Here is a 16,411-nt window from a genome sequence, read left to right on the forward strand (position 1 = left end):
ACACAGGCTCGGCCGCAGCCGACTAAGAGAATTCCCCCACTATCTCGAACATCGTGCCTCCAGCCGAAATGTCAAGAATTTGGCCCAATGCAACACGGTTGTTTGATCAACCAGGTCTGCGGTTTCCCTCAAACGGGCTCAGCGCCGGGGCAGCAGCGCAGCGCGCAACTTGATGTCGGTGGTCGCCGGGACCACACGGCGGTCCCGGCGTTTGGCCAGCAATTTGCATTTGTCGGCGAAGGTCATCAGCGTCCCGAGCCCAGGATCAGGCGCGTCAGGTTGGCGTGGGCGTCGATGCGCGGCGACACGGGCCAGCCGATGTCCTTCTGCACTTCGGGCGGCAGGCTGTTCATGGCGCGCATGGACTGGGCGTGCTTGATGGCCGCGCGAAAGCGGCCGAGGGTCTCGAACATCTTCATTCTCCTTTGAAGCGTTGTGACGGCGCAATAGTCCGGCCCGCCTTTCGGTGTCCGTTAAATGCTTCACGTCTGTATCGGACGGATTGCGCGAAAGCAGCGTTTCGGTTTCCAGATCGGGGCGATCTGGAAACATTTGCATACAAATGAATCTGGCGCTCTAGGGCGGCGATTCCTCATTCGTCTGTCAACAGGTGAGTTGCTAGCGCTAAGATACTTCTAACAAGCCTATTTCGCGGGGGTATGTGGCCCTGGAAAAATACTCTAATTGGCAACTCTATAAAGTATTCATTGTTAAATGTTTGACAAACGTAAATCAAAATTTATGATCACCGCTGGGGTTAAGGGAGAGGGCGATGCATCCAAATACAATCTACGCGCTTATTCGAAGCACCATCAGAAAGGTTTTGGGCGGAGGTGTTGGGCCGTTCGAGCCAAAGGCTGACGAGGATTTGGAATCTCTTTACGGGCTGGACATCACAGCCAGGCGAGCATTGTATAAGCCACTGAACAACGAATTTAGCGCAAACGGCACTCCGTTGAAACCGGTGCTTACACCAACCAGCACTGCAGACCAGACAACGGTTCGCAAATTGCGGAAGTTAATAGAGCCTCGCGTCCCGGTTCTCTTTATTGCGGCTATGATCGGCATGCTTGGCTCCGCTCATAACGCCAGGTCGAGTACGAATATAGATGAATACAATACAGACGGTGACAAGAGCACTATCAGCTACCAGGAAATGATCGTTTATTTCGCCAACAAGGCGACAGTTTCCATCGGCGAATTCGACAAAAACAAGAATGGAATGATCGATCCCTCTGAACTGGACGAGTTTAACAAGAAGCTCCATTCCCTGGCAGAGGAGGAAGCGGCAGCGAATTTTGCATCGACGCCCCAGGAAACAGGACTCCCGATTGCTCCAATTGCCGTGAAAGAAGCTATGTCCGTCTTGGGACAGAAACCCAAGGTACCTCCAACCCCTGCCGAGATTGAGAAAGCAAGAATTGAAAAGGAAGCAGAGGACAAGAGAACATATTCCGACGACCTCAAATTCTATCTGAGGAAATCAGGACGCGACGTGTCCATTCGGGCAGACAAGTTTGATGGAAACGGAGCAAATTTTTCATACAAGAACAACGCGATTTCGGAGACTGCAAGCGGGCGCGTCACTGCGGCGTTCGGGGTGCTGCGGGAGTTGCGGCTCAAGGACAAGTTTGCGCCGGCAACGGGGCCATATATCAGCGCGCTCACATATGGCGGATCGATAGCGATCGATCGGTCTTTTGAATCTCGCGGTAAGAAGTTCGAGACAAACGCTTTGGAGTTGCGTGGTGGCGGGGACTTGGAAATTGCGGGCTTGATGTTTCCCGTGCAGTACCTCAGCGCTTGGGGCTATTTGAAAACCGATACTGAATTCGAGCGCAAGGTGGTCGGCGCGGAAGCCGTCTATGAGCCGTTTTCTTTCGCGTTCCTGCGCGGTTTCACTGTACCGCACGGGAGAATAATTGCGCGCTTGGCTCCATCATTATTTGGGACTTACGAGCGCGTGCTTTCAGATGGTGGTGTCCCATCTCCATATGACGATTATCTCAATGTGGGTTACGGGCTTACGGCCGAACTTGCATGGATCAGGGACGGCAAACGGGTCTCAACGCTTACGTCCGAATTCCGGGATTCCTGGAATGTGACGGGTGACAACGAACATACATATGACTGGGCGAACAGGCTGGCGTGGACTTTAGACGACGCTGGGAACGTGACGCTCAATCTTGACTATGAGTTAAGCCAGAACGAGCTCACAGAAAAGCGAACCAACGAAGTGGCGCTTGGTATCGGCCTACGCTATTGAAGCCGCTCAAATCCACTTGGCAAAACGGCACTTGAGCCTTGTTATTCGCGGCTGCGCCTGGCGGCGTGGCCTTCGCGCGAACGCCGACGTGGGGCAGCATCGCCAGCCACGCCATCCTCGCTGACGGTCTTGCGCGGTGGCAATTTCACCGCCGCCGACAGTTTCGGGAATGGGTCGACCTTGTTGGGCAGCGCCATGGCGTAGACGAAATGCTCCTGGAATTTCGGCTCAAGCGCCGTCTCGATCTTCTCGATGTGGCTGACCGTGACCTCGATCTCGCGACGATAGCCGCGATTGAGGAGCGCCATGCGGGCACCGGCGCCGGCGGCGTTGCCGACGGCTGACACCTTGTCGAGGTCGCAATCCGGGATCAGGCCCAGCACCATGGCGTATTTCGGGTCGATGAAGGAGCCGAAGGCGCCGGCGAAGTGGATGCGGTCGACGTGCTCGGTGTTCTGCTTTTCCATCAAAAGCTTGGTGCCGGCATAGAGCGCCGCCTTGGCAAGCTGAATAGCGCGCACGTCGGTCTGGGTGATGGTGATCTTGGGTTCGCCTTCCTTCAGCACATAGGAGAAGGTGCGGCCATTGGCGGTGACGCGTGGCGAGCGGGCGGCAAGGGAGCCATCGACGACGCCGTCCTCGGAGATGATGCCGGCGAGATACATCTCGGCCACGATCTCGATGATACCGGAGCCGCAAATGCCGGTGACGCCCGTTGCCTGCACGCTGTCGAGGAAGCCGGGTTCGTCGGACCAGAGTTCAGAGCCGATAACGCGGTATTTCGGCTCCAGCGTGTCGGGATCGATCCGCACGCGCTCGATCGCGCCGGGTGCGGCGCGCTGGCCGCCGGAGATTTCGGCGCCCTCGAAGGCCGGGCCGGTGGGCGAGGACGCCGCGACGACGCGCGTGCGGTTGCCGAGCACGATCTCGGCATTGGTGCCGACGTCGACGATCAGCATCATCTCGTCCTGGCGGTGCGGGCCTTCCGACAGCGTCACGGCGGCGGCATCCGCGCCGACATGGCCGGCGATGCAAGGCAGCATATAGAGGCGGGCGCCCTGGTTGAGCTTCAGGCCGATATCGGAAGCCTTGATACGCACGGCGCCCGAGACGGCGAGCGCGAACGGCGCGCCGCCCAGCTCGGTCGGATCGATGCCGAGGAACAGATGGTGCATGATCGGATTGCCGACGAAGACGCTATCCAGGATGTCGTTGCGCTGGACATTGCCTTCGGCGCAGACCTTGTCGACCAGGCCAGAGATCGCCTCGCGCACGGCGACCGTCATGCCTTCGCGGCCGTCCGGGTTCATCATCACATAGGAGACGCGGCTCATCAGATCCTCGCCGAAGCGGATCTGCGGGTTGGAGGTCCCGGACGAAGCGGCAACGCGGCCCGACAGCAGCGACACCAGATGCATGGCAATGGTGGTCGAGCCGATGTCGCAGGCCAGGCCATAGGCTTCGTTCTTGAGGCCGGGCCAAAGTGCTATGACGCGCGCAATGTCGCTCTCGGCATCCTTGTGGATGGCAGCGGTCGCGGTCCAGTTGCCCTTGCGCAGGATGCCCTGCACCTGCGGCATCAGGTAGAAATCGAATTCGAGGTTTTTAAAGCCCCAATCCTTCATCAGGGCGATCTTCAGGCGGTCGAGATCGCCAAGTGGCTTGTGCATGTCGGGTTCTTCGATCTCGACATAGCACATGCGGATCGCCGCATCGCGGGCGATGACGCGGGTGTCGGCATCCTTGCGGATGGTCTGCGCGTTGATGACGGTGTCCTGCGGCACGTCGATGACGAGGTCGCCGAGAATCTGCGCCGAACAGGACAGGCGGCGCCGTTCGGGCAGGCCGCGCACGCGCTCGTAGCGCTCTTCCTTGGCGCCCTTGGGCGAGATGTGGTCGTTGGAAGAGACGATCTTGTGCTTGGCGAAATTGCCTTCCTGCACCTCGATCTGGCAGCGTCCGCAGGTGGCGCGGCCACCGCAGACGCTTTCGACATAGACGCCGAGCTGGCGCGCTGCGTCGAGCACCGGTGTGCCGACAGGGAACCGCCCGCGCTTGCCTGACGGCATGAACAGCACGAGCGGATCGGTAATGTTTGCAGGCGAGTTCACGATTGCGCGCTTATCCCCTGGCCATGCGGGCTTCACGGCCGCCGCGCCGGCGTCCGCCATTGCCGCCGCCTTCGCCCGGCGCGTTGACCGCGGTGGGCGCCGCAACCGCCTGGCCGCCTTCGGCCGGCTTGTAATCCTTGTAGGTCCTGATCCAGTTGGTGCAGTTCTCGTCGGTGCCGTTGAGCACATTGGCGCCGCGCACGGCTTCCATTTCCTGCGGGCGAACCGGGTTCATGATGGCGCTGGTCATGCCGGCGCCGATCACCATCGGGATGAAAGCGGCGTTGATGCCGTGGCGATGCGGCAGGCCGAAGGAGATGTTGGACAGGCCGCAGGTGGTGTTGACCTTAAGCTCTTCGCGCAAGCGGCGCAGCAGCGCAAACACCTGGCGGCCGGCATCGCCGAGCGCGCCGATCGGCATCACCAGCGGGTCGACGACGACGTCATGCGCCGGAATGCCGAAATCGGCGCAACGCTGCACGATCTTCTTGGCGACGGCGAAGCGCACATCCGGATCCATCGAAATGCCGGTCTCGTCGTTGGAGATCGCGACGACCGGAACGTTGTACTTCTTGACCAGCGGCAGGATGGCTTCGAGCTTTTCCTCTTCGCCGGTGACGGAGTTGACCAGCGGGCGACCCTTGGCGACCTTCAGTGCGGCTTCGATGGCGGCGGTGACGGAGCTATCGATCGACAGCGGCAGGTCGACCAGACCCTGCACGATCTCCAGCGTCTGCACGAGAAGGCCCGGTTCAGTCTCGTTCGGGTTGACCGAGGTGACGCCGGCATTGACGTCGAGCATGGTGGCGCCGCAGGCCGCCTGTTCCAACGCATCCTTGATGACGGTCTCGAAATTGCCGGCGATCATCTCGGCGGCCAGCTTCTTGCGGCCGGTCGGGTTGATGCGCTCGCCAATCACGCAAAAGGGCTGGTCGAAGCCGATGATGATTTCGCGTGTCGCCGAGGCGACGATGGTCCGGGTCATGAAGTCTCTCCGCCTGATATAAAGTGCTCTTTATATCGTGTCTGGTTTCGTTCCAGGGTCTGGTGATCGGCCGGGCTTAGTGCGCGGTCTTTACCATGTCCACCTGTGTTTCGGTAATCTCGTCATGCAATATGCGGTCGAGCCGGTCGGCGACCATCTGGTCGTCGTGGCGGATCTCACGTTTCCACGGCTGGCGGCCCTTCAGCACGCCCGATTCATCGACGATCTCGGCGACATATTCCTCCTGGCGGTAGGCCATCACGTGGACACCGGCGACGCCCGGGACTTCCTTCACCTCGTTGATGATGTCGGTGCAGAGCTGCTTGCCTTCCTTCTTCTGGTCCTGGGCGCCTTCCAGCCGCTTGATGATGGCATCCGGGATATGGATGCCGGGCACGTTGGAGCGGATCCATTTGGCCGTCTTGGCCGAGGCCAGCGGGCCGACGCCGCACAGGATGAACACCTTCTCGGTGTGGCCGAGATCGCGCGCCTTCTGCATGAAGGTTCTGAACATCGGCACGTCGAAGCAGTACTGCGTCTGCACGAACTGCGCGCCGGCGGCGATCTTCTTGCCGAGATGTATCGGGCGGAAATCGAAGGGCGGCGCGAACGGGTTGACGGCGGCACCGAGGAAAATCTGCGGCGGCGTCGTCAGCTTGCGGCCTGACAGGAACTTGCCGTTGTCGCGCATGATGCGGCAGGTCTCGAGCAGCGACATGGAATCAAGGTCGAACACCGGCTTGGCGCCGGGCTGGTCACCGGCCTGCACGCCGTCACCGGTGAGGCACAGCATGTTGGCGACGCCCATGGCGGCACCACCCAAAACGTCGCCCTGGATGGCAATGCGGTTCCTGTCGCGGCAGGCGATCTGCATGATCGGGGCGTAGCCCATGCGGGTCAAAAGCGCACAGATGCCGACAGAGGACATGTGGCAGTTGGCGCCGGAGGCATCGACGGCATTGATGGCGTCGACCCAGCCGTCGAAGATTTTCGCCCGGTTATAAACATCTTCCGGATCGGCGCTGTCAGGCGGGTTGAGTTCGGTGGTGACAGCGAATTCGCCGCGCCGCAGCACGCGCTCCAGCCGGCCCCGTGAGGAGTGGCCGGGCAGGGGATCGAGCGGCAGATGGATGCCGGCCGGGTTTTCGTCGCGCTGGCGGGCGATCATGCGGCGGCCCCGGTGTTGGCCTTGGCCGCGGTTTCGCGGGCCGCTGCCGACTGCGCGGTTACCCGCAGCCAGGCCGAGGTTTCGCGCAGCGACTGGTCGACCGGCTTCTGCACGGTCAGGATCTTGTCGCCGTGCACCATGTTCTGCGAGCCTTCCCAGGCCTTTACCCAAACGCAGGGCATATCAGGCTCGACCTCGCAATTGCCGTTGGCGCGCACGCCGCCACAAGGGCCGTTGCGCAGCTGCTTGGGGCAGTTCATCGGGCACGACATGCCGGTCGAGGACAGGATGCACTGGCCGCACATGCGGCAGTCGAACATGAAGCCTTTGACGCGCTTTTCGACGAACTTGACCGGGGCTTCGACGCGCCCGTAGCCAAGGCCTTTCCACAAAGGATGGAGAAGCAGGAACATGTCGGCGAACCGGGAGTAGAACCATTCGAGCAGGCGCGAATGGCGGATCGACCACAGCCTGACTGCAAACGAGCGCTGCACGCGCCGCTGCGGCGATACGTCGGCCGGCTTGTAGTCGGATTTCGGCGCTGCCTTCTTGACCAGAGTGGCCTGGGTAACCGCCGGGCCCTCTTTGGCAGGAGTGGTTTCAGACATTTTCTTTTCCACCCGCCTTGACCAGAGCGACCAGCCGCTCGCGGTCGTATTTTGCGTCGATGTCGCTGAACGCCTTCTCGACCTCGGCCTCGAGATCGTCGCCGACCGGAACCGGTTCGGCCTTGCGCCATTCGGCGAGGTAGTCGTCAGTGCCGCCGGCGCCGGTGCGCATGGCGCACATGTCGATCGCCTCGGTGAAGCGCAGCGGCAGTTCGCGCTTGGCGTTCTGCCGGCCCTTCTTGACGATGACCTGGGCGGGGATGTCGCGCCAATAGACGACGATCAGATCGGCCATGAAATTCTCACTCCCTGTCGAGCGCCATGCGTCCACTTGGACGCACGAAGGACTCTCGACCACTTTATCCAGCAGCAGCGAGCATTGCCGGATGCGCAGTGGGGCTGCTTGTTATGGGACGACGCGCGCGCATTCAAAAGCGACGCTATTGGACGTCGCAAAAAGAAAGGCGGGATTCGCAGGCGAAACCGGCTACCAGACCCGCCTGGTGAGGCCGGTCCAGAGATAGAACCAGATCGTCGGGTGGTACCATTGTTTCGACGGCAGGTCCGGCTGGACCGTCGCCAGCTTGCCGTCCAGCGCATCGCGGACCGCCTCGACGCAGATGTCGCGCGAGAACGCAGCCTGGCGCAGTGCGTAGCTCGAAATGGTGTCACCGGGCTCGGGCTTGCCGCGTGCCTGTTTCAGCACCCCGCCGGTGTCGACGCCGGCATCCACCAGATGCACGGTGGTGCCGAAATTTCCCGCGTCACCAGAGGCCAGCGCCCAGTAGCCGCCATTCATGCCGCGATACTTTGGGGCGATGCCGGCGTGGTAGTTGAGCACCGGACAAGGCATTTTCGCCAGCGTCTGCCGGGACAAGAGCCGGCAGCCGGCAAGCAGCACCACGCCCGGCCGGATGTCGGCGATCGCCTGCAGGCAATCGGTTGCGTTGGCAGAGAAGACGTGGATGATCTTCTGGCCTGGCTTTGGTTCGGTCTCAAGTTTCTGCCCGGCGATCAGCCGCTCGGCATGTCCGGCGAAAAAGCGCTTGCCGAGCCTGGTCAGCACCATCGTGCCGAGCTGACCGATGGCGGAAAACCAGCCCTGGCGGCGTGCGCGGCCGAGCAGCAATTGCTTTTTGGATTCAGGGCGTTCGAGGATGACGCTGACAGAGCCGAGCTGGTCGGCGATGGCGTTGACGATGGCCCAGATATGCGGGCCGCCTTCGGTGACGACGACGATCGCGGCAATGTTTTTGTCAGCTGAAACCATGGCGCGCCTTCTTGCCGGCGCGCAACCATTCGCCGTGCGCTGCCCGGCTCAATTCTGTGCCGGGCGGGTTAAATCTTGATGACCACCCGGCCGGCGAGAGACCAGTGGCTCAGCGCTTCAATTCCATGATGTCGAGATGCGATTCGTAGTAGGGCGCCGGGAATTCGATGCGCCACTCATTGGCGCCGGTGCGGAAAGCATAGCCGACCTGGTCGCTTTCCGGGCCGCTGCCATAGGGCTTTGGCTTGTTCTCGTTGACATAGCCGGAGCCGAGATAGATGGCGCGTTTCTCGCTATCATCAAAGAAACGGCCCGTTGTGCGTTGCGAGCCGCTGATCTTTTCCAGCCGCCAACCCGAACCGTCGTCGGTCACTTTGCATTTGAACCAGCCATAGATGACCAGCGGGCTGATACCGCCGACCTTGATGATGCGACATTGCCAGTTGCCGGTCAGGTCCTTATCGGAAAAGGCCACCAGCGGCTTGGCCAGCAGCGCGTCGAGTTGACTGACCTCTGCGGGATCTCCCGCTTTTGCCTCGGCCAGGGCCGCCTTGCGGGTCTCGCCATATTTGTCGAGGCGCACCTTGTCGGCCGGCGTGATGATCTTCTGCACCGCGCCGTCGGCCAAGGCAGGCAGGGCGAGACAGAGGAGGCAAAGGGCGGCTATCAGCAGGCGTGGGGTCATCGGGACGTTTCCGTGTTCGGATGGCTGAATCAGCCTGTTTGCTTGGGCGCACAACTTACCGGTTCGCGGTGGCCTGTCATCTGTCCTCGACGGCGTCGCAGCTCAAGAATTGCTTCAGGCGTGTGCGGCGGCCTGCGCCAGCTCGGCCGTCAAATCACCATAGCCAGTCGAGCGGCGTTCATAAACAAGGCCAAGCAGCTTGGCGGCCTTTTCGGCAACCTTGTCGAGTTCGGGATCGTTGGTCTGGGCGATGTAGACCAGTTTCTCGTAATTGCCGAAATAGTCCTTGATCAGCTCCGGATGCTTGTCGAGGCCGAGCGGCTTCATGAAGAAGGCGTCGAACTGGCGGCACAGGAAGTCAGTCATGTAGAACGACATCATGTCGTCGTCGGCGACCTTCGCATAGGCATCCATGCCCTGGTAGAAGGCAAAGCAGTGCGGGCCGGCCATGCGCTCGACGCCGTGCTTCTCCAGCACCCGGTCGAGCAGGCCGCCAGTGCCGCAATCGGCATAGCCGACGAAGATGTTCTGGTAGCCGTCCGCCTTGGCCTTCTCGATCGCCTTGTCCATCGCCGGTGCGATTCGGTCGGGGTAGAAATGGAACTCCGCCGGCAGGCAAGTCAGGTCGAGATGGTCGAGCTTGAGCTGCTCCTTGACGGCCAAAACTTCGCGCGCAATCATTCCGCAGGCGATAACCAGCAGCCTGTCGTCTTGATTCGGTTTCGTTTTTTGCATCCTGGCCATGGAACCCGGTCGAAGCGGCCTTCGTTGCTGTGGGGCGAATCTATCGAGAGAGGGATAAACCGTCCATGAAACTGTTACGCGTTGCGCCGATCGCAATCCTTGCCTGCGCCCTGGCGCTTACGGCCTGCGCCAACACCGTCCGAGGCGTCGGCCGGGATCTCAAATCGACCGCGAAAGCCATCGACGACACCGTCACCAAACCCTGAGACGCGGCCGTCGTCGCCAACATCTGGGAACAAAAAAGCCGCGCTGCAAGGCGCGGCTTTCGATTGTTGGCCAACGCCTTGCGGAAAAGATCAGGCTGAAGCGCGCACGTTGTGCTTGCGCTTCATGAAGTCCTTGGCGGTCTCGACGGCCACAGCCGCGTCGCGGCAATAGGCATCGGCGCCGACGGCCTTGCCGAATTCCTCGTTGAGCGGCGCGCCGCCGACCAAAACGACGTAGTCGTCGCGAATGCCCTTTTCCTTCATCGTGTCGATGACGACCTTCATGTAGGGCATGGTGGTGGTCAAAAGCGCCGACATGCCGATGATGTCGGGCTGGTGCTGCTCGATGGCGTCGAGATATTTTTCGACCGCATTGTTGATGCCGAGGTCGATGACGTCGAAGCCAGCACCCTCCATCATCATGCCGACGAGGTTCTTGCCGATGTCGTGGATGTCGCCCTTGACGGTGCCGATCACCATCTTGCCCTGCTTGGGCGCGCCGGTGGCGGCGAGCAGCGGGCGCAGGATGAACATGCCGGCCTTCATGGCATTGGCCGACAGCAGCACTTCGGGAACGAACAGGATGCCATCGCGAAAGTCCTCGCCGACGATGCGCATGCCTTCGACCAGAGCTTCGGTCAGCACCTTGTAGGGCACCCAGCCGCGCTCGAGCAGGATGTTGGTGCCTTCCTCGATCTCTTCCTTCAGCCCGTCATAGAGATCGTCGTGCATCTGCTGCACCAACTCGTCGTCGGAAAGCTCGGAGAGGATGATCTCGTCGTCGGACATTTTTCTCAGGCTCCTTGCCGCGCGGGATGAGATCGCGGCGGCTCAAATTTATCGCGTCAATACCTAACCCGGCAGGGGCGTGTATCCATAGCTGATTTGCGACTTCCCGCAAAAGGAAAGCGACCGCAAATCTATTGGAATTCTTGTCGATTTTGCGACAGGCGTTGGCGCTGGCGGGCCGTTTCGAATAGGGTGCATGGCTACGATCCGGGCGAGAAGCCGCGATGCGCGGCCGCAAACGGTTTTTAGGGAAAAACGATCATGAGTGAGAACGCGTCAGTCGACCAGGAAGCGTCCAATGCGCGACGTGGGCGCGCTGCAAGCGGCGGCGCGGCAGCCAGGCGCGCGGCCCGCTCGGGTGGCGGGCCGGGCACCCAGCTCACCTACATCAAGCGCAAGATCAACATCTATGAGGTCCTCAACGAGGAAGGCCTGGCGATTATCGAAAACAACACCGACACGGTGCTGGAAGAGATCGGCATCATCTTTCGCGACGACGCCGAAGCGCTGCAGCTGTGGAAAGAGGCCGGCGCCGACGTCAAGGGCGAGCGGGTGCACTTCCCCAAGGGTCTGTGCCGCTCGCTGCTCAAGACCGCGCCGCCCATCTACACCCAGCATGCGCGCAATGCCGAGCGTTCGGTGCAGATCGGCGGCAACGCCACGGTCTTTGCGCCGGTCTACGGCCCGCCCTTCGTGCGCGATCTCGACGGTGTCAGGCGCTACGCGACGATCGAGGATTTCCAGAATTTCGTGAAGCTCGCCTATATGGCGCCGTCGATCCACCATTCGGGCGGCACGGTGTGCGAGCCGGTCGACGTGCCGGTCAACAAGCGCCATCTCGACATGGTCTATTCGCACATAAAGTATTCCGACAAGCCGTTCATGGGCTCGGTGACTGCGCCGGAGCGGGCCGAAGACACCGTCGCCATGGCCAAGATCGTGTTCGGCGACGATTTCGTCGAAAACAACACGGTGCTGACCAGCCTGATCAACGCCAATTCGCCGATGGTGTTTGACGAAACCATGCTCGGCGCGCTCAAAGTCTATTCGCGCCACAACCAGGCCTGCATTGTCACGCCGTTCATCCTCGCCGGCGCGATGAGCCCGGTGACCGTTGCCGGCACGCTGACGCAAGTCCTGGCCGAAGTGCTGGCCGGCGCGTCGTTCACGCAGTTGATCCGGCCAGGAGCGCCGGTGCTGTTCGGCACTTTTGCCTCGTCGATCTCGATGCAGTCGGGCGCGCCGACCTTCGGCACGCCCGAGCCGTCGCTGGTTTCCTACGGCGCCGCACAGCTGGCGCGCCGGCTAGGGCTGCCGTTCCGCACCGGCGGCTCGCTCTGCGCCTCCAAGGTTCCGGACGCGCAGGCCGCCTATGAGAGCGCCAACACACTGAACTCGACCATCCTGGCCGGCACCAATTTCGTGCTGCATTCGGCCGGCTGGCTCGAAGGCGGACTGGCGTCCTGCTACGAGAAGTTCATGATGGACATCGACCAGCTCGGCATGCAGCAGAAGTTTGCCGAAGGCGTCGACCTGTCGGAAAATGGCCAGGCGATGGATGCCATCCGCCAGGTCGGCCCCGGCAGCCACTATCTCGGCTGCGACCACACGCAGGCCAATTTCCAGACCGCCTTCTACCGCTCCAGCATCGCCGACAACAATTCCTACGAGCAGTGGCTGGCCGAAGGCGAAAAGACGGCACCGCAGCGTGCCAACGATCTGGCACGCCGCTGGCTGGAGGCTTACGAGGCGCCGTATCTCGATCCGGGCATCGACGACGGCCTGAAGGACTACATCGCCACCAAGAAGGCGTCGATGGCTGACGCCTTCACTTGAAAGGAGCCCGAGTCAGGCGGGGCTAAAGTCGCCAACATCATCCACAAGGAAGTCTGGCGGAGCGCTTTCTCCGACCCGGACCAGAAGGGATGATTGCGCGCGGCACCGCTGACGCGATAGCGGCCGCGCTTTCCGCCAACGGCCTCATTCTGCGCGGCTGCGTCACGTTCGCCGAAGGCGAGAGGGCACCCTCTGGCCTATCAGGCGCTTCCGCCAAATCAGCCCTTTTGGTCGGGCAGGCGGGCGCGGCACCCTGGCCGCATTTCCTGCACTGGCGCGAGCGGCAGCCGCAAACCACCGCCAATCCGCTCGACAGCTGGTCGCGCGACGTGATCGGGGCGGTAGCGGAAAAATTTCGCGCGCGCGCCGTGTCTCCATCCGACAGGCCGTATCTGCCGTTCCAGCAATGGGCGATGCGGGCGAAAGGGCTAAAACCGTCGCCGCTCGGCATTCTCATGCATCCGAAATATGGGCTTTGGCACGCCTATCGCGGCGCTTTGCTGTTCGAGGACGAGATCGCGGTCGAAGCGTCTCAGGCATCGATTCACCTTTGCGATGCATGTGTCGAAAAACCCTGCATGAAATCCTGCCCGGTCAACGCCTATTCGAAGGATGGCTTTGCCTATCAGTCCTGTCTCGCGCATATGCGGGGTGCGGATGGCTCGCCTTGCCGAACCGGCGGCTGCCTTGACCGCAACGCCTGTCCCTATGGCACGGCCTATCGCTATCCCTCAGATGTGCAGGCCTTTCACATGGCGGCATTCGCGCGCTGAGCCATTCGCGACTAGGCTGCCGACGATACGCATTTGTGAACGCGGCGGGTCCTTGATTGACTTGCCCAGCCGCTTGTCACGGATATGTATCGCGCGACACTTAAGTGGAGCGGGCCATGGCCAGGCAGGATATCGACATAAAGACCAGGGATGGCGTGGCCAAAGCCGGGCTGTTTCGCTCGACGGCAGCGGCCAAGGCAGGCATCATTCTCTACATGGACGCTTTCGGACCGCGTCCGGCGCTCGACATGATGGCCGAGCGGCTGGCGGGGCAGGGCTATGCCGTGCTGGTGCCAGACCTTTTTTACCGCAATGCGCCCTATGGCCCGTTCGACGCCAAGACGGCTTTTGCCGTCGAGGAGACGAAAGTGGCGCTGATGGCACTGGTCACAGGCACGACGCAGGAGATGACCATCCGCGACAGCGGCGCGTTCCTCGATGCGCTGGCTTCGGAGGGCATCACCGGGCCGGTTGGCGTCGTGGGCTACTGCATGGGCGGGGCGCGGGCGCTGAATGCCGCCGCAACCCATCCCGATCGCATCGTGGCGGCCGCCAGCTTCCACGGCGGCAATCTGGCTGGCGACAATGCCGACAGCCCGCACCGCAAGGCAGCGTCGATCAAGGCGCGTGTCTATGTCGGCGTTGCCGGCGTCGATCGCAGCTTTCCGCCGGAGCAGTCGGCGCGGTTGGCCGAGGCGCTGCGCGTGGCCGAAGTCGACCACGCCATCGAGAACTATGCCGGCATGGCGCATGGCTGGTGCGTGTCGGACCATAGTGTCTTCAACGCGACCGGCGCCGAACGCCACTGGAAGCGATTGACGACGCTGTTTGCCGAAACGCTGGGCTAAACACTGATCGAGACGTTGCCTGCAGTCGCATCGAACGGGTAGAGACTGCACGATTGGCGCGGCCTGCAAGACGGCGCCAGTCGAGCGGGAACGAATGGCCTGATGCAATCCTATGATGTCGTGGTTATCGGCGCGGGTGCGGCCGGAATGATGTGCGCCATCGAGGCGGGCAAGCGTGGCCGCTCGGTTCTGGTGCTCGATCACGCGGCAAAGCCCGGCGAGAAGATCCGCATCTCCGGCGGTGGCCGGTGCAATTTCACCAACATCCACACCAGCCCGAAGAATTTTCTCTCCGGCAATCCGCATTTCTGCATCTCGGCGCTCAGCCGCTACACCCAGCGCGATTTCATCGCGCTCGTCGAACGCCATGGCATCGCCTATCACGAGAAGACACTGGGACAGCTGTTTTGCGATGGCTCGGCGCGCCAGGTCATCGACATGCTGGTCGCCGAAATGCAGGACCGGGGCGTGGAACTGGCGCTGTCGATCGAGGTGAGGAACGTCAGCAAGACCGCGGACGGTTTTGTGCTGGCGCTCTCCACCGGCAGCGTCGGATGCCGATCGCTGGTCGTGGCCTGCGGCGGCAAGTCGATCCCCAAAATGGGCGCGTCCGGTTTCGGCTACGAGCTTGCGGCACAATTTGGCCTGGCGGTGGTGGAAACGCGGCCGGCGCTGGTGCCGCTGACCTTCGACGCAAGAACGCTCGAGCGGCTGGCGCCTTTGGCCGGCAATGCCGTCGATGCCGAAGTCGCTTGTGGCAAGACGCGGTTTTCGGAGGCGATGCTGTTCACGCACCGCGGCTTGAGCGGGCCGTCCATCCTGCAGATATCGTCCTACTGGCGCGAAGGCGACGAGATTCGCATCGCCATGCTGCCGGGGGTGGATGTGGCGGAACTGCTTCGCGCCGCCCGGCGCGTCAACGGCAGGCAAGCGGTGCAGACCGTGCTGGCAAACCATCTGCCGAAACGCCTTGCGCAAGCGGTCGCCGAGCGCGGCGGGATCGATGGCAATCTCGCCGATTTGACGGACCTGCAGATGAAAACCGTCGAGGCCGCCGTCAACGACTGGCGCATAAAGCCGGCCGGCTCCGAAGGATACCGTACGGCCGAAGTGACGCTTGGCGGGGTCGATACCAACGGCCTCGACCAGAAGACGATGCAGGCGAAATCCGTGCCGGGCCTGTTTTTCATCGGCGAAGTCGTCGATGTCACGGGCTGGCTCGGTGGCTACAATTTCCAGTGGGCCTGGTCGTCCGGCTGGGTAGCCGGTCAGGTGTGCTGATATTCAGGTGAGGCCGGTCTGCGAATGGCTGGCACCTGCGCTTCCGGCCTTCGCCGGCCGAAGCCATTCACTAAGGATCGTGGCAGCTAAGGCTACGGGCGGCGCAGGCCGGTGCTCACGTACTTTAGTACGCTCCGCTCCGGTTCTCGAAAGCCATCGTTTTCGACTCGGCCTTACCTGAATCTCAACACACCTGTTGCGCGCTGAATTCGTTGCTCCCGAAAAAATTCTTTCCATAACCCCAAGGATTGGCCATTAGCCTTCGTCCTACAGGCAAATGATGGCGATGATGCTGGATGAGAGCGAAGCCTCCGACGCCGAATTGATCGGGCGGGCGAAGGGCGGAGACAGGGGTGCCTTCGGCAAATTGCTGGAGCGGCACTATGACTTCGTCTATCGCGCCGCCTATCGCTGGTGCGGCAGGAAGGCCGATGCCGAAGACATCGCCCAGGAAGTCTGCGTCCGTCTCGGCAAGGCAATCCGCGACTATCGCGGCGGCGGTGCGTTCACGACATGGCTATACTCCGTGACGATGAACGCGGCGCGCGACATGATGCGCAAGACGACGCGCGAAAACGTCAAGACCGAGGCCTATGGCGCCTACAGCATGATTTCGGGAGAGGCCTCGGCCGAGCCCGAAGATCCGACTGCGGCGCTCTGGGCAGCGGTGCGGCAATTGCCGGACAAGCAGCGCGATGCGGTGCTTCTGGTCTATGGCGAAGGCTTGAGCCATGCTGCCGCCGCCGAGGCGATGGCAATCTCGGAGACGACGGTTTCCTGGCACATCCATGAAGCGAAGAAACGGCTGAAGACGTTGATGCGTTCAGCCGGGGAAGTGTGA

17 protein-coding genes are annotated in these 16,411 nt (G+C 61.8%); 7 read left to right on the forward strand and 10 right to left on the reverse strand.

Annotated features, from left to right (window positions below; translation table 11 throughout):
- Window positions 1-245: 245 nt before the first annotated feature.
- Window positions 246-413, reverse strand: a complete 168-nt coding sequence (locus H0241_RS03175) for a hypothetical protein (protein ID WP_181056174.1) — start codon at window positions 411-413, stop codon at window positions 246-248.
- Between the two features lie 359 nt (window positions 414-772).
- Between H0241_RS03175 and H0241_RS03180 the strand changes: the two genes are divergently transcribed.
- The gene (locus H0241_RS03180; RefSeq protein WP_181055958.1) at window positions 773-2,266 is read left to right on the forward strand and encodes a hypothetical protein; all 1,494 of its coding nucleotides are present in this window, start codon (window positions 773-775) and stop codon (window positions 2,264-2,266) included.
- Between the two features lie 41 nt (window positions 2,267-2,307).
- Here H0241_RS03180 and H0241_RS03185 read toward each other — a convergent pair whose 3' ends face one another.
- The 8 genes from H0241_RS03185 to H0241_RS03220 form a co-directional block, all read right to left on the reverse strand.
- Entirely contained in the window at window positions 2,308-4,437 is a 2,130-nt protein-coding gene (locus tag H0241_RS03185) for an ASKHA domain-containing protein (protein ID WP_181055959.1), read from the reverse strand.
- A complete protein-coding gene (locus tag H0241_RS03190; RefSeq protein WP_023670394.1) occupies window positions 4,388-5,362 on the reverse strand; it encodes a methyltetrahydrofolate cobalamin methyltransferase in 975 nt (324 codons plus the stop codon). The genes H0241_RS03185 and H0241_RS03190 overlap by 50 nt, the downstream gene beginning before the upstream one ends.
- 76 nt (window positions 5,363-5,438) lie before the next feature.
- Window positions 5,439-6,530, reverse strand: coding sequence for a methylenetetrahydrofolate reductase (locus H0241_RS03195; RefSeq protein WP_181055960.1), 1,092 nt, complete (start codon window positions 6,528-6,530; stop codon window positions 5,439-5,441).
- Entirely contained in the window at window positions 6,527-7,138 is a 612-nt protein-coding gene (locus H0241_RS03200) for a methylenetetrahydrofolate reductase C-terminal domain-containing protein (protein WP_181055961.1), read from the reverse strand. Before H0241_RS03200 ends, H0241_RS03195 begins: the two co-directional genes overlap by 4 nt.
- Window positions 7,131-7,433 (reverse strand): virulence factor, encoded by a 303-nt coding sequence (locus tag H0241_RS03205; protein ID WP_181055962.1) that lies wholly within the window; start codon window positions 7,431-7,433, stop codon window positions 7,131-7,133. The genes H0241_RS03200 and H0241_RS03205 overlap by 8 nt, the downstream gene beginning before the upstream one ends.
- A gap of 192 nt (window positions 7,434-7,625) precedes the next feature.
- The gene (locus H0241_RS03210; protein WP_181055963.1) at window positions 7,626-8,408 is read right to left on the reverse strand and encodes a formyl transferase; all 783 of its coding nucleotides are present in this window, start codon (window positions 8,406-8,408) and stop codon (window positions 7,626-7,628) included.
- Between the two features lie 109 nt (window positions 8,409-8,517).
- A complete protein-coding gene (locus H0241_RS03215) occupies window positions 8,518-9,093 on the reverse strand; it encodes a DUF4893 domain-containing protein (protein WP_181055964.1) in 576 nt (191 codons plus the stop codon).
- 114 nt (window positions 9,094-9,207) lie between these two features.
- Window positions 9,208-9,837, reverse strand: coding sequence for a DUF1638 domain-containing protein (locus tag H0241_RS03220; RefSeq protein ID WP_181055965.1), 630 nt, complete (start codon window positions 9,835-9,837; stop codon window positions 9,208-9,210).
- A 65-nt stretch (window positions 9,838-9,902) separates the two neighbouring features.
- On the opposite strand from H0241_RS03220, the gene H0241_RS03225 reads away from it, so the two are divergent.
- A complete protein-coding gene (locus tag H0241_RS03225) occupies window positions 9,903-10,043 on the forward strand; it encodes an entericidin A/B family lipoprotein (protein WP_112565267.1) in 141 nt (46 codons plus the stop codon).
- A 90-nt stretch (window positions 10,044-10,133) separates the two neighbouring features.
- Here the strand turns inward: H0241_RS03225 and H0241_RS03230 are convergent, their stop codons facing one another.
- A complete protein-coding gene (locus H0241_RS03230; protein ID WP_027029468.1) occupies window positions 10,134-10,832 on the reverse strand; it encodes a corrinoid protein in 699 nt (232 codons plus the stop codon).
- Window positions 10,833-11,093: 261 nt separating this feature from the next.
- On the opposite strand from H0241_RS03230, the gene H0241_RS03235 reads away from it, so the two are divergent.
- The 5 genes from H0241_RS03235 to H0241_RS03255 all read left to right on the forward strand — a co-directional run bounded on the left by H0241_RS03235 (window position 11,094) and on the right by H0241_RS03255 (window position 16,411).
- Window positions 11,094-12,668, forward strand: a complete 1,575-nt coding sequence (locus H0241_RS03235) for a trimethylamine methyltransferase family protein (protein WP_181055966.1) — start codon at window positions 11,094-11,096, stop codon at window positions 12,666-12,668.
- A gap of 89 nt (window positions 12,669-12,757) precedes the next feature.
- Complete coding sequence (locus tag H0241_RS03240; protein ID WP_181055967.1) at window positions 12,758-13,441, forward strand: 4Fe-4S dicluster domain-containing protein; 684 nt, start codon at window positions 12,758-12,760, stop codon at window positions 13,439-13,441.
- A gap of 116 nt (window positions 13,442-13,557) precedes the next feature.
- On the forward strand, window positions 13,558-14,289 hold the full coding sequence (locus tag H0241_RS03245; RefSeq protein ID WP_181055968.1) for a dienelactone hydrolase family protein: 732 nt from the start codon (window positions 13,558-13,560) through the stop codon (window positions 14,287-14,289).
- A gap of 102 nt (window positions 14,290-14,391) precedes the next feature.
- Window positions 14,392-15,570 (forward strand): BaiN/RdsA family NAD(P)/FAD-dependent oxidoreductase, encoded by a 1,179-nt coding sequence (locus tag H0241_RS03250; RefSeq protein WP_181055969.1) that lies wholly within the window; start codon window positions 14,392-14,394, stop codon window positions 15,568-15,570.
- 280 nt (window positions 15,571-15,850) lie between these two features.
- Window positions 15,851-16,411, forward strand: a complete 561-nt coding sequence (locus H0241_RS03255) for an RNA polymerase sigma factor (RefSeq protein WP_181055970.1) — start codon at window positions 15,851-15,853, stop codon at window positions 16,409-16,411.

Source organism: Mesorhizobium neociceri (genome assembly GCF_013520985.1).
GTDB lineage: Bacteria > Pseudomonadota > Alphaproteobacteria > Rhizobiales > Rhizobiaceae > Mesorhizobium > Mesorhizobium neociceri.

Excerpts from the sequence above, each read along its gene's own strand:
- H0241_RS03175 (WP_181056174.1), bottom strand. The coding sequence starts at position 413 with ATGTTCGAGACCCTCGGCCGCTTTCGCGCGGCCATCAAGCACGCCCAG.
- H0241_RS03180 (WP_181055958.1), top strand. The coding sequence starts at position 773 with ATGCATCCAAATACAATCTACGCGCTTATTCGAAGCACCATCAGAAAG.
- H0241_RS03185 (WP_181055959.1), bottom strand. The coding sequence starts at position 4,437 with ATGGCGGACGCCGGCGCGGCGGCCGTGAAGCCCGCATGGCCAGGGGAT.
- H0241_RS03190 (WP_023670394.1), bottom strand. The coding sequence starts at position 5,362 with ATGACCCGGACCATCGTCGCCTCGGCGACACGCGAAATCATCATCGGC.
- H0241_RS03195 (WP_181055960.1), bottom strand. The coding sequence starts at position 6,530 with ATGATCGCCCGCCAGCGCGACGAAAACCCGGCCGGCATCCATCTGCCG.
- H0241_RS03200 (WP_181055961.1), bottom strand. The coding sequence starts at position 7,138 with ATGTCTGAAACCACTCCTGCCAAAGAGGGCCCGGCGGTTACCCAGGCC.
- H0241_RS03205 (WP_181055962.1), bottom strand. The coding sequence starts at position 7,433 with ATGGCCGATCTGATCGTCGTCTATTGGCGCGACATCCCCGCCCAGGTC.
- H0241_RS03210 (WP_181055963.1), bottom strand. The coding sequence starts at position 8,408 with ATGGTTTCAGCTGACAAAAACATTGCCGCGATCGTCGTCGTCACCGAA.
- H0241_RS03215 (WP_181055964.1), bottom strand. The coding sequence starts at position 9,093 with ATGACCCCACGCCTGCTGATAGCCGCCCTTTGCCTCCTCTGTCTCGCC.
- H0241_RS03220 (WP_181055965.1), bottom strand. The coding sequence starts at position 9,837 with ATGGCCAGGATGCAAAAAACGAAACCGAATCAAGACGACAGGCTGCTG.
- H0241_RS03225 (WP_112565267.1), top strand. The coding sequence starts at position 9,903 with ATGAAACTGTTACGCGTTGCGCCGATCGCAATCCTTGCCTGCGCCCTG.
- H0241_RS03230 (WP_027029468.1), bottom strand. The coding sequence starts at position 10,832 with ATGTCCGACGACGAGATCATCCTCTCCGAGCTTTCCGACGACGAGTTG.
- H0241_RS03235 (WP_181055966.1), top strand. The coding sequence starts at position 11,094 with ATGAGTGAGAACGCGTCAGTCGACCAGGAAGCGTCCAATGCGCGACGT.
- H0241_RS03240 (WP_181055967.1), top strand. The coding sequence starts at position 12,758 with ATGATTGCGCGCGGCACCGCTGACGCGATAGCGGCCGCGCTTTCCGCC.
- H0241_RS03245 (WP_181055968.1), top strand. The coding sequence starts at position 13,558 with ATGGCCAGGCAGGATATCGACATAAAGACCAGGGATGGCGTGGCCAAA.
- H0241_RS03250 (WP_181055969.1), top strand. The coding sequence starts at position 14,392 with ATGCAATCCTATGATGTCGTGGTTATCGGCGCGGGTGCGGCCGGAATG.
- H0241_RS03255 (WP_181055970.1), top strand. The coding sequence starts at position 15,851 with ATGGCGATGATGCTGGATGAGAGCGAAGCCTCCGACGCCGAATTGATC.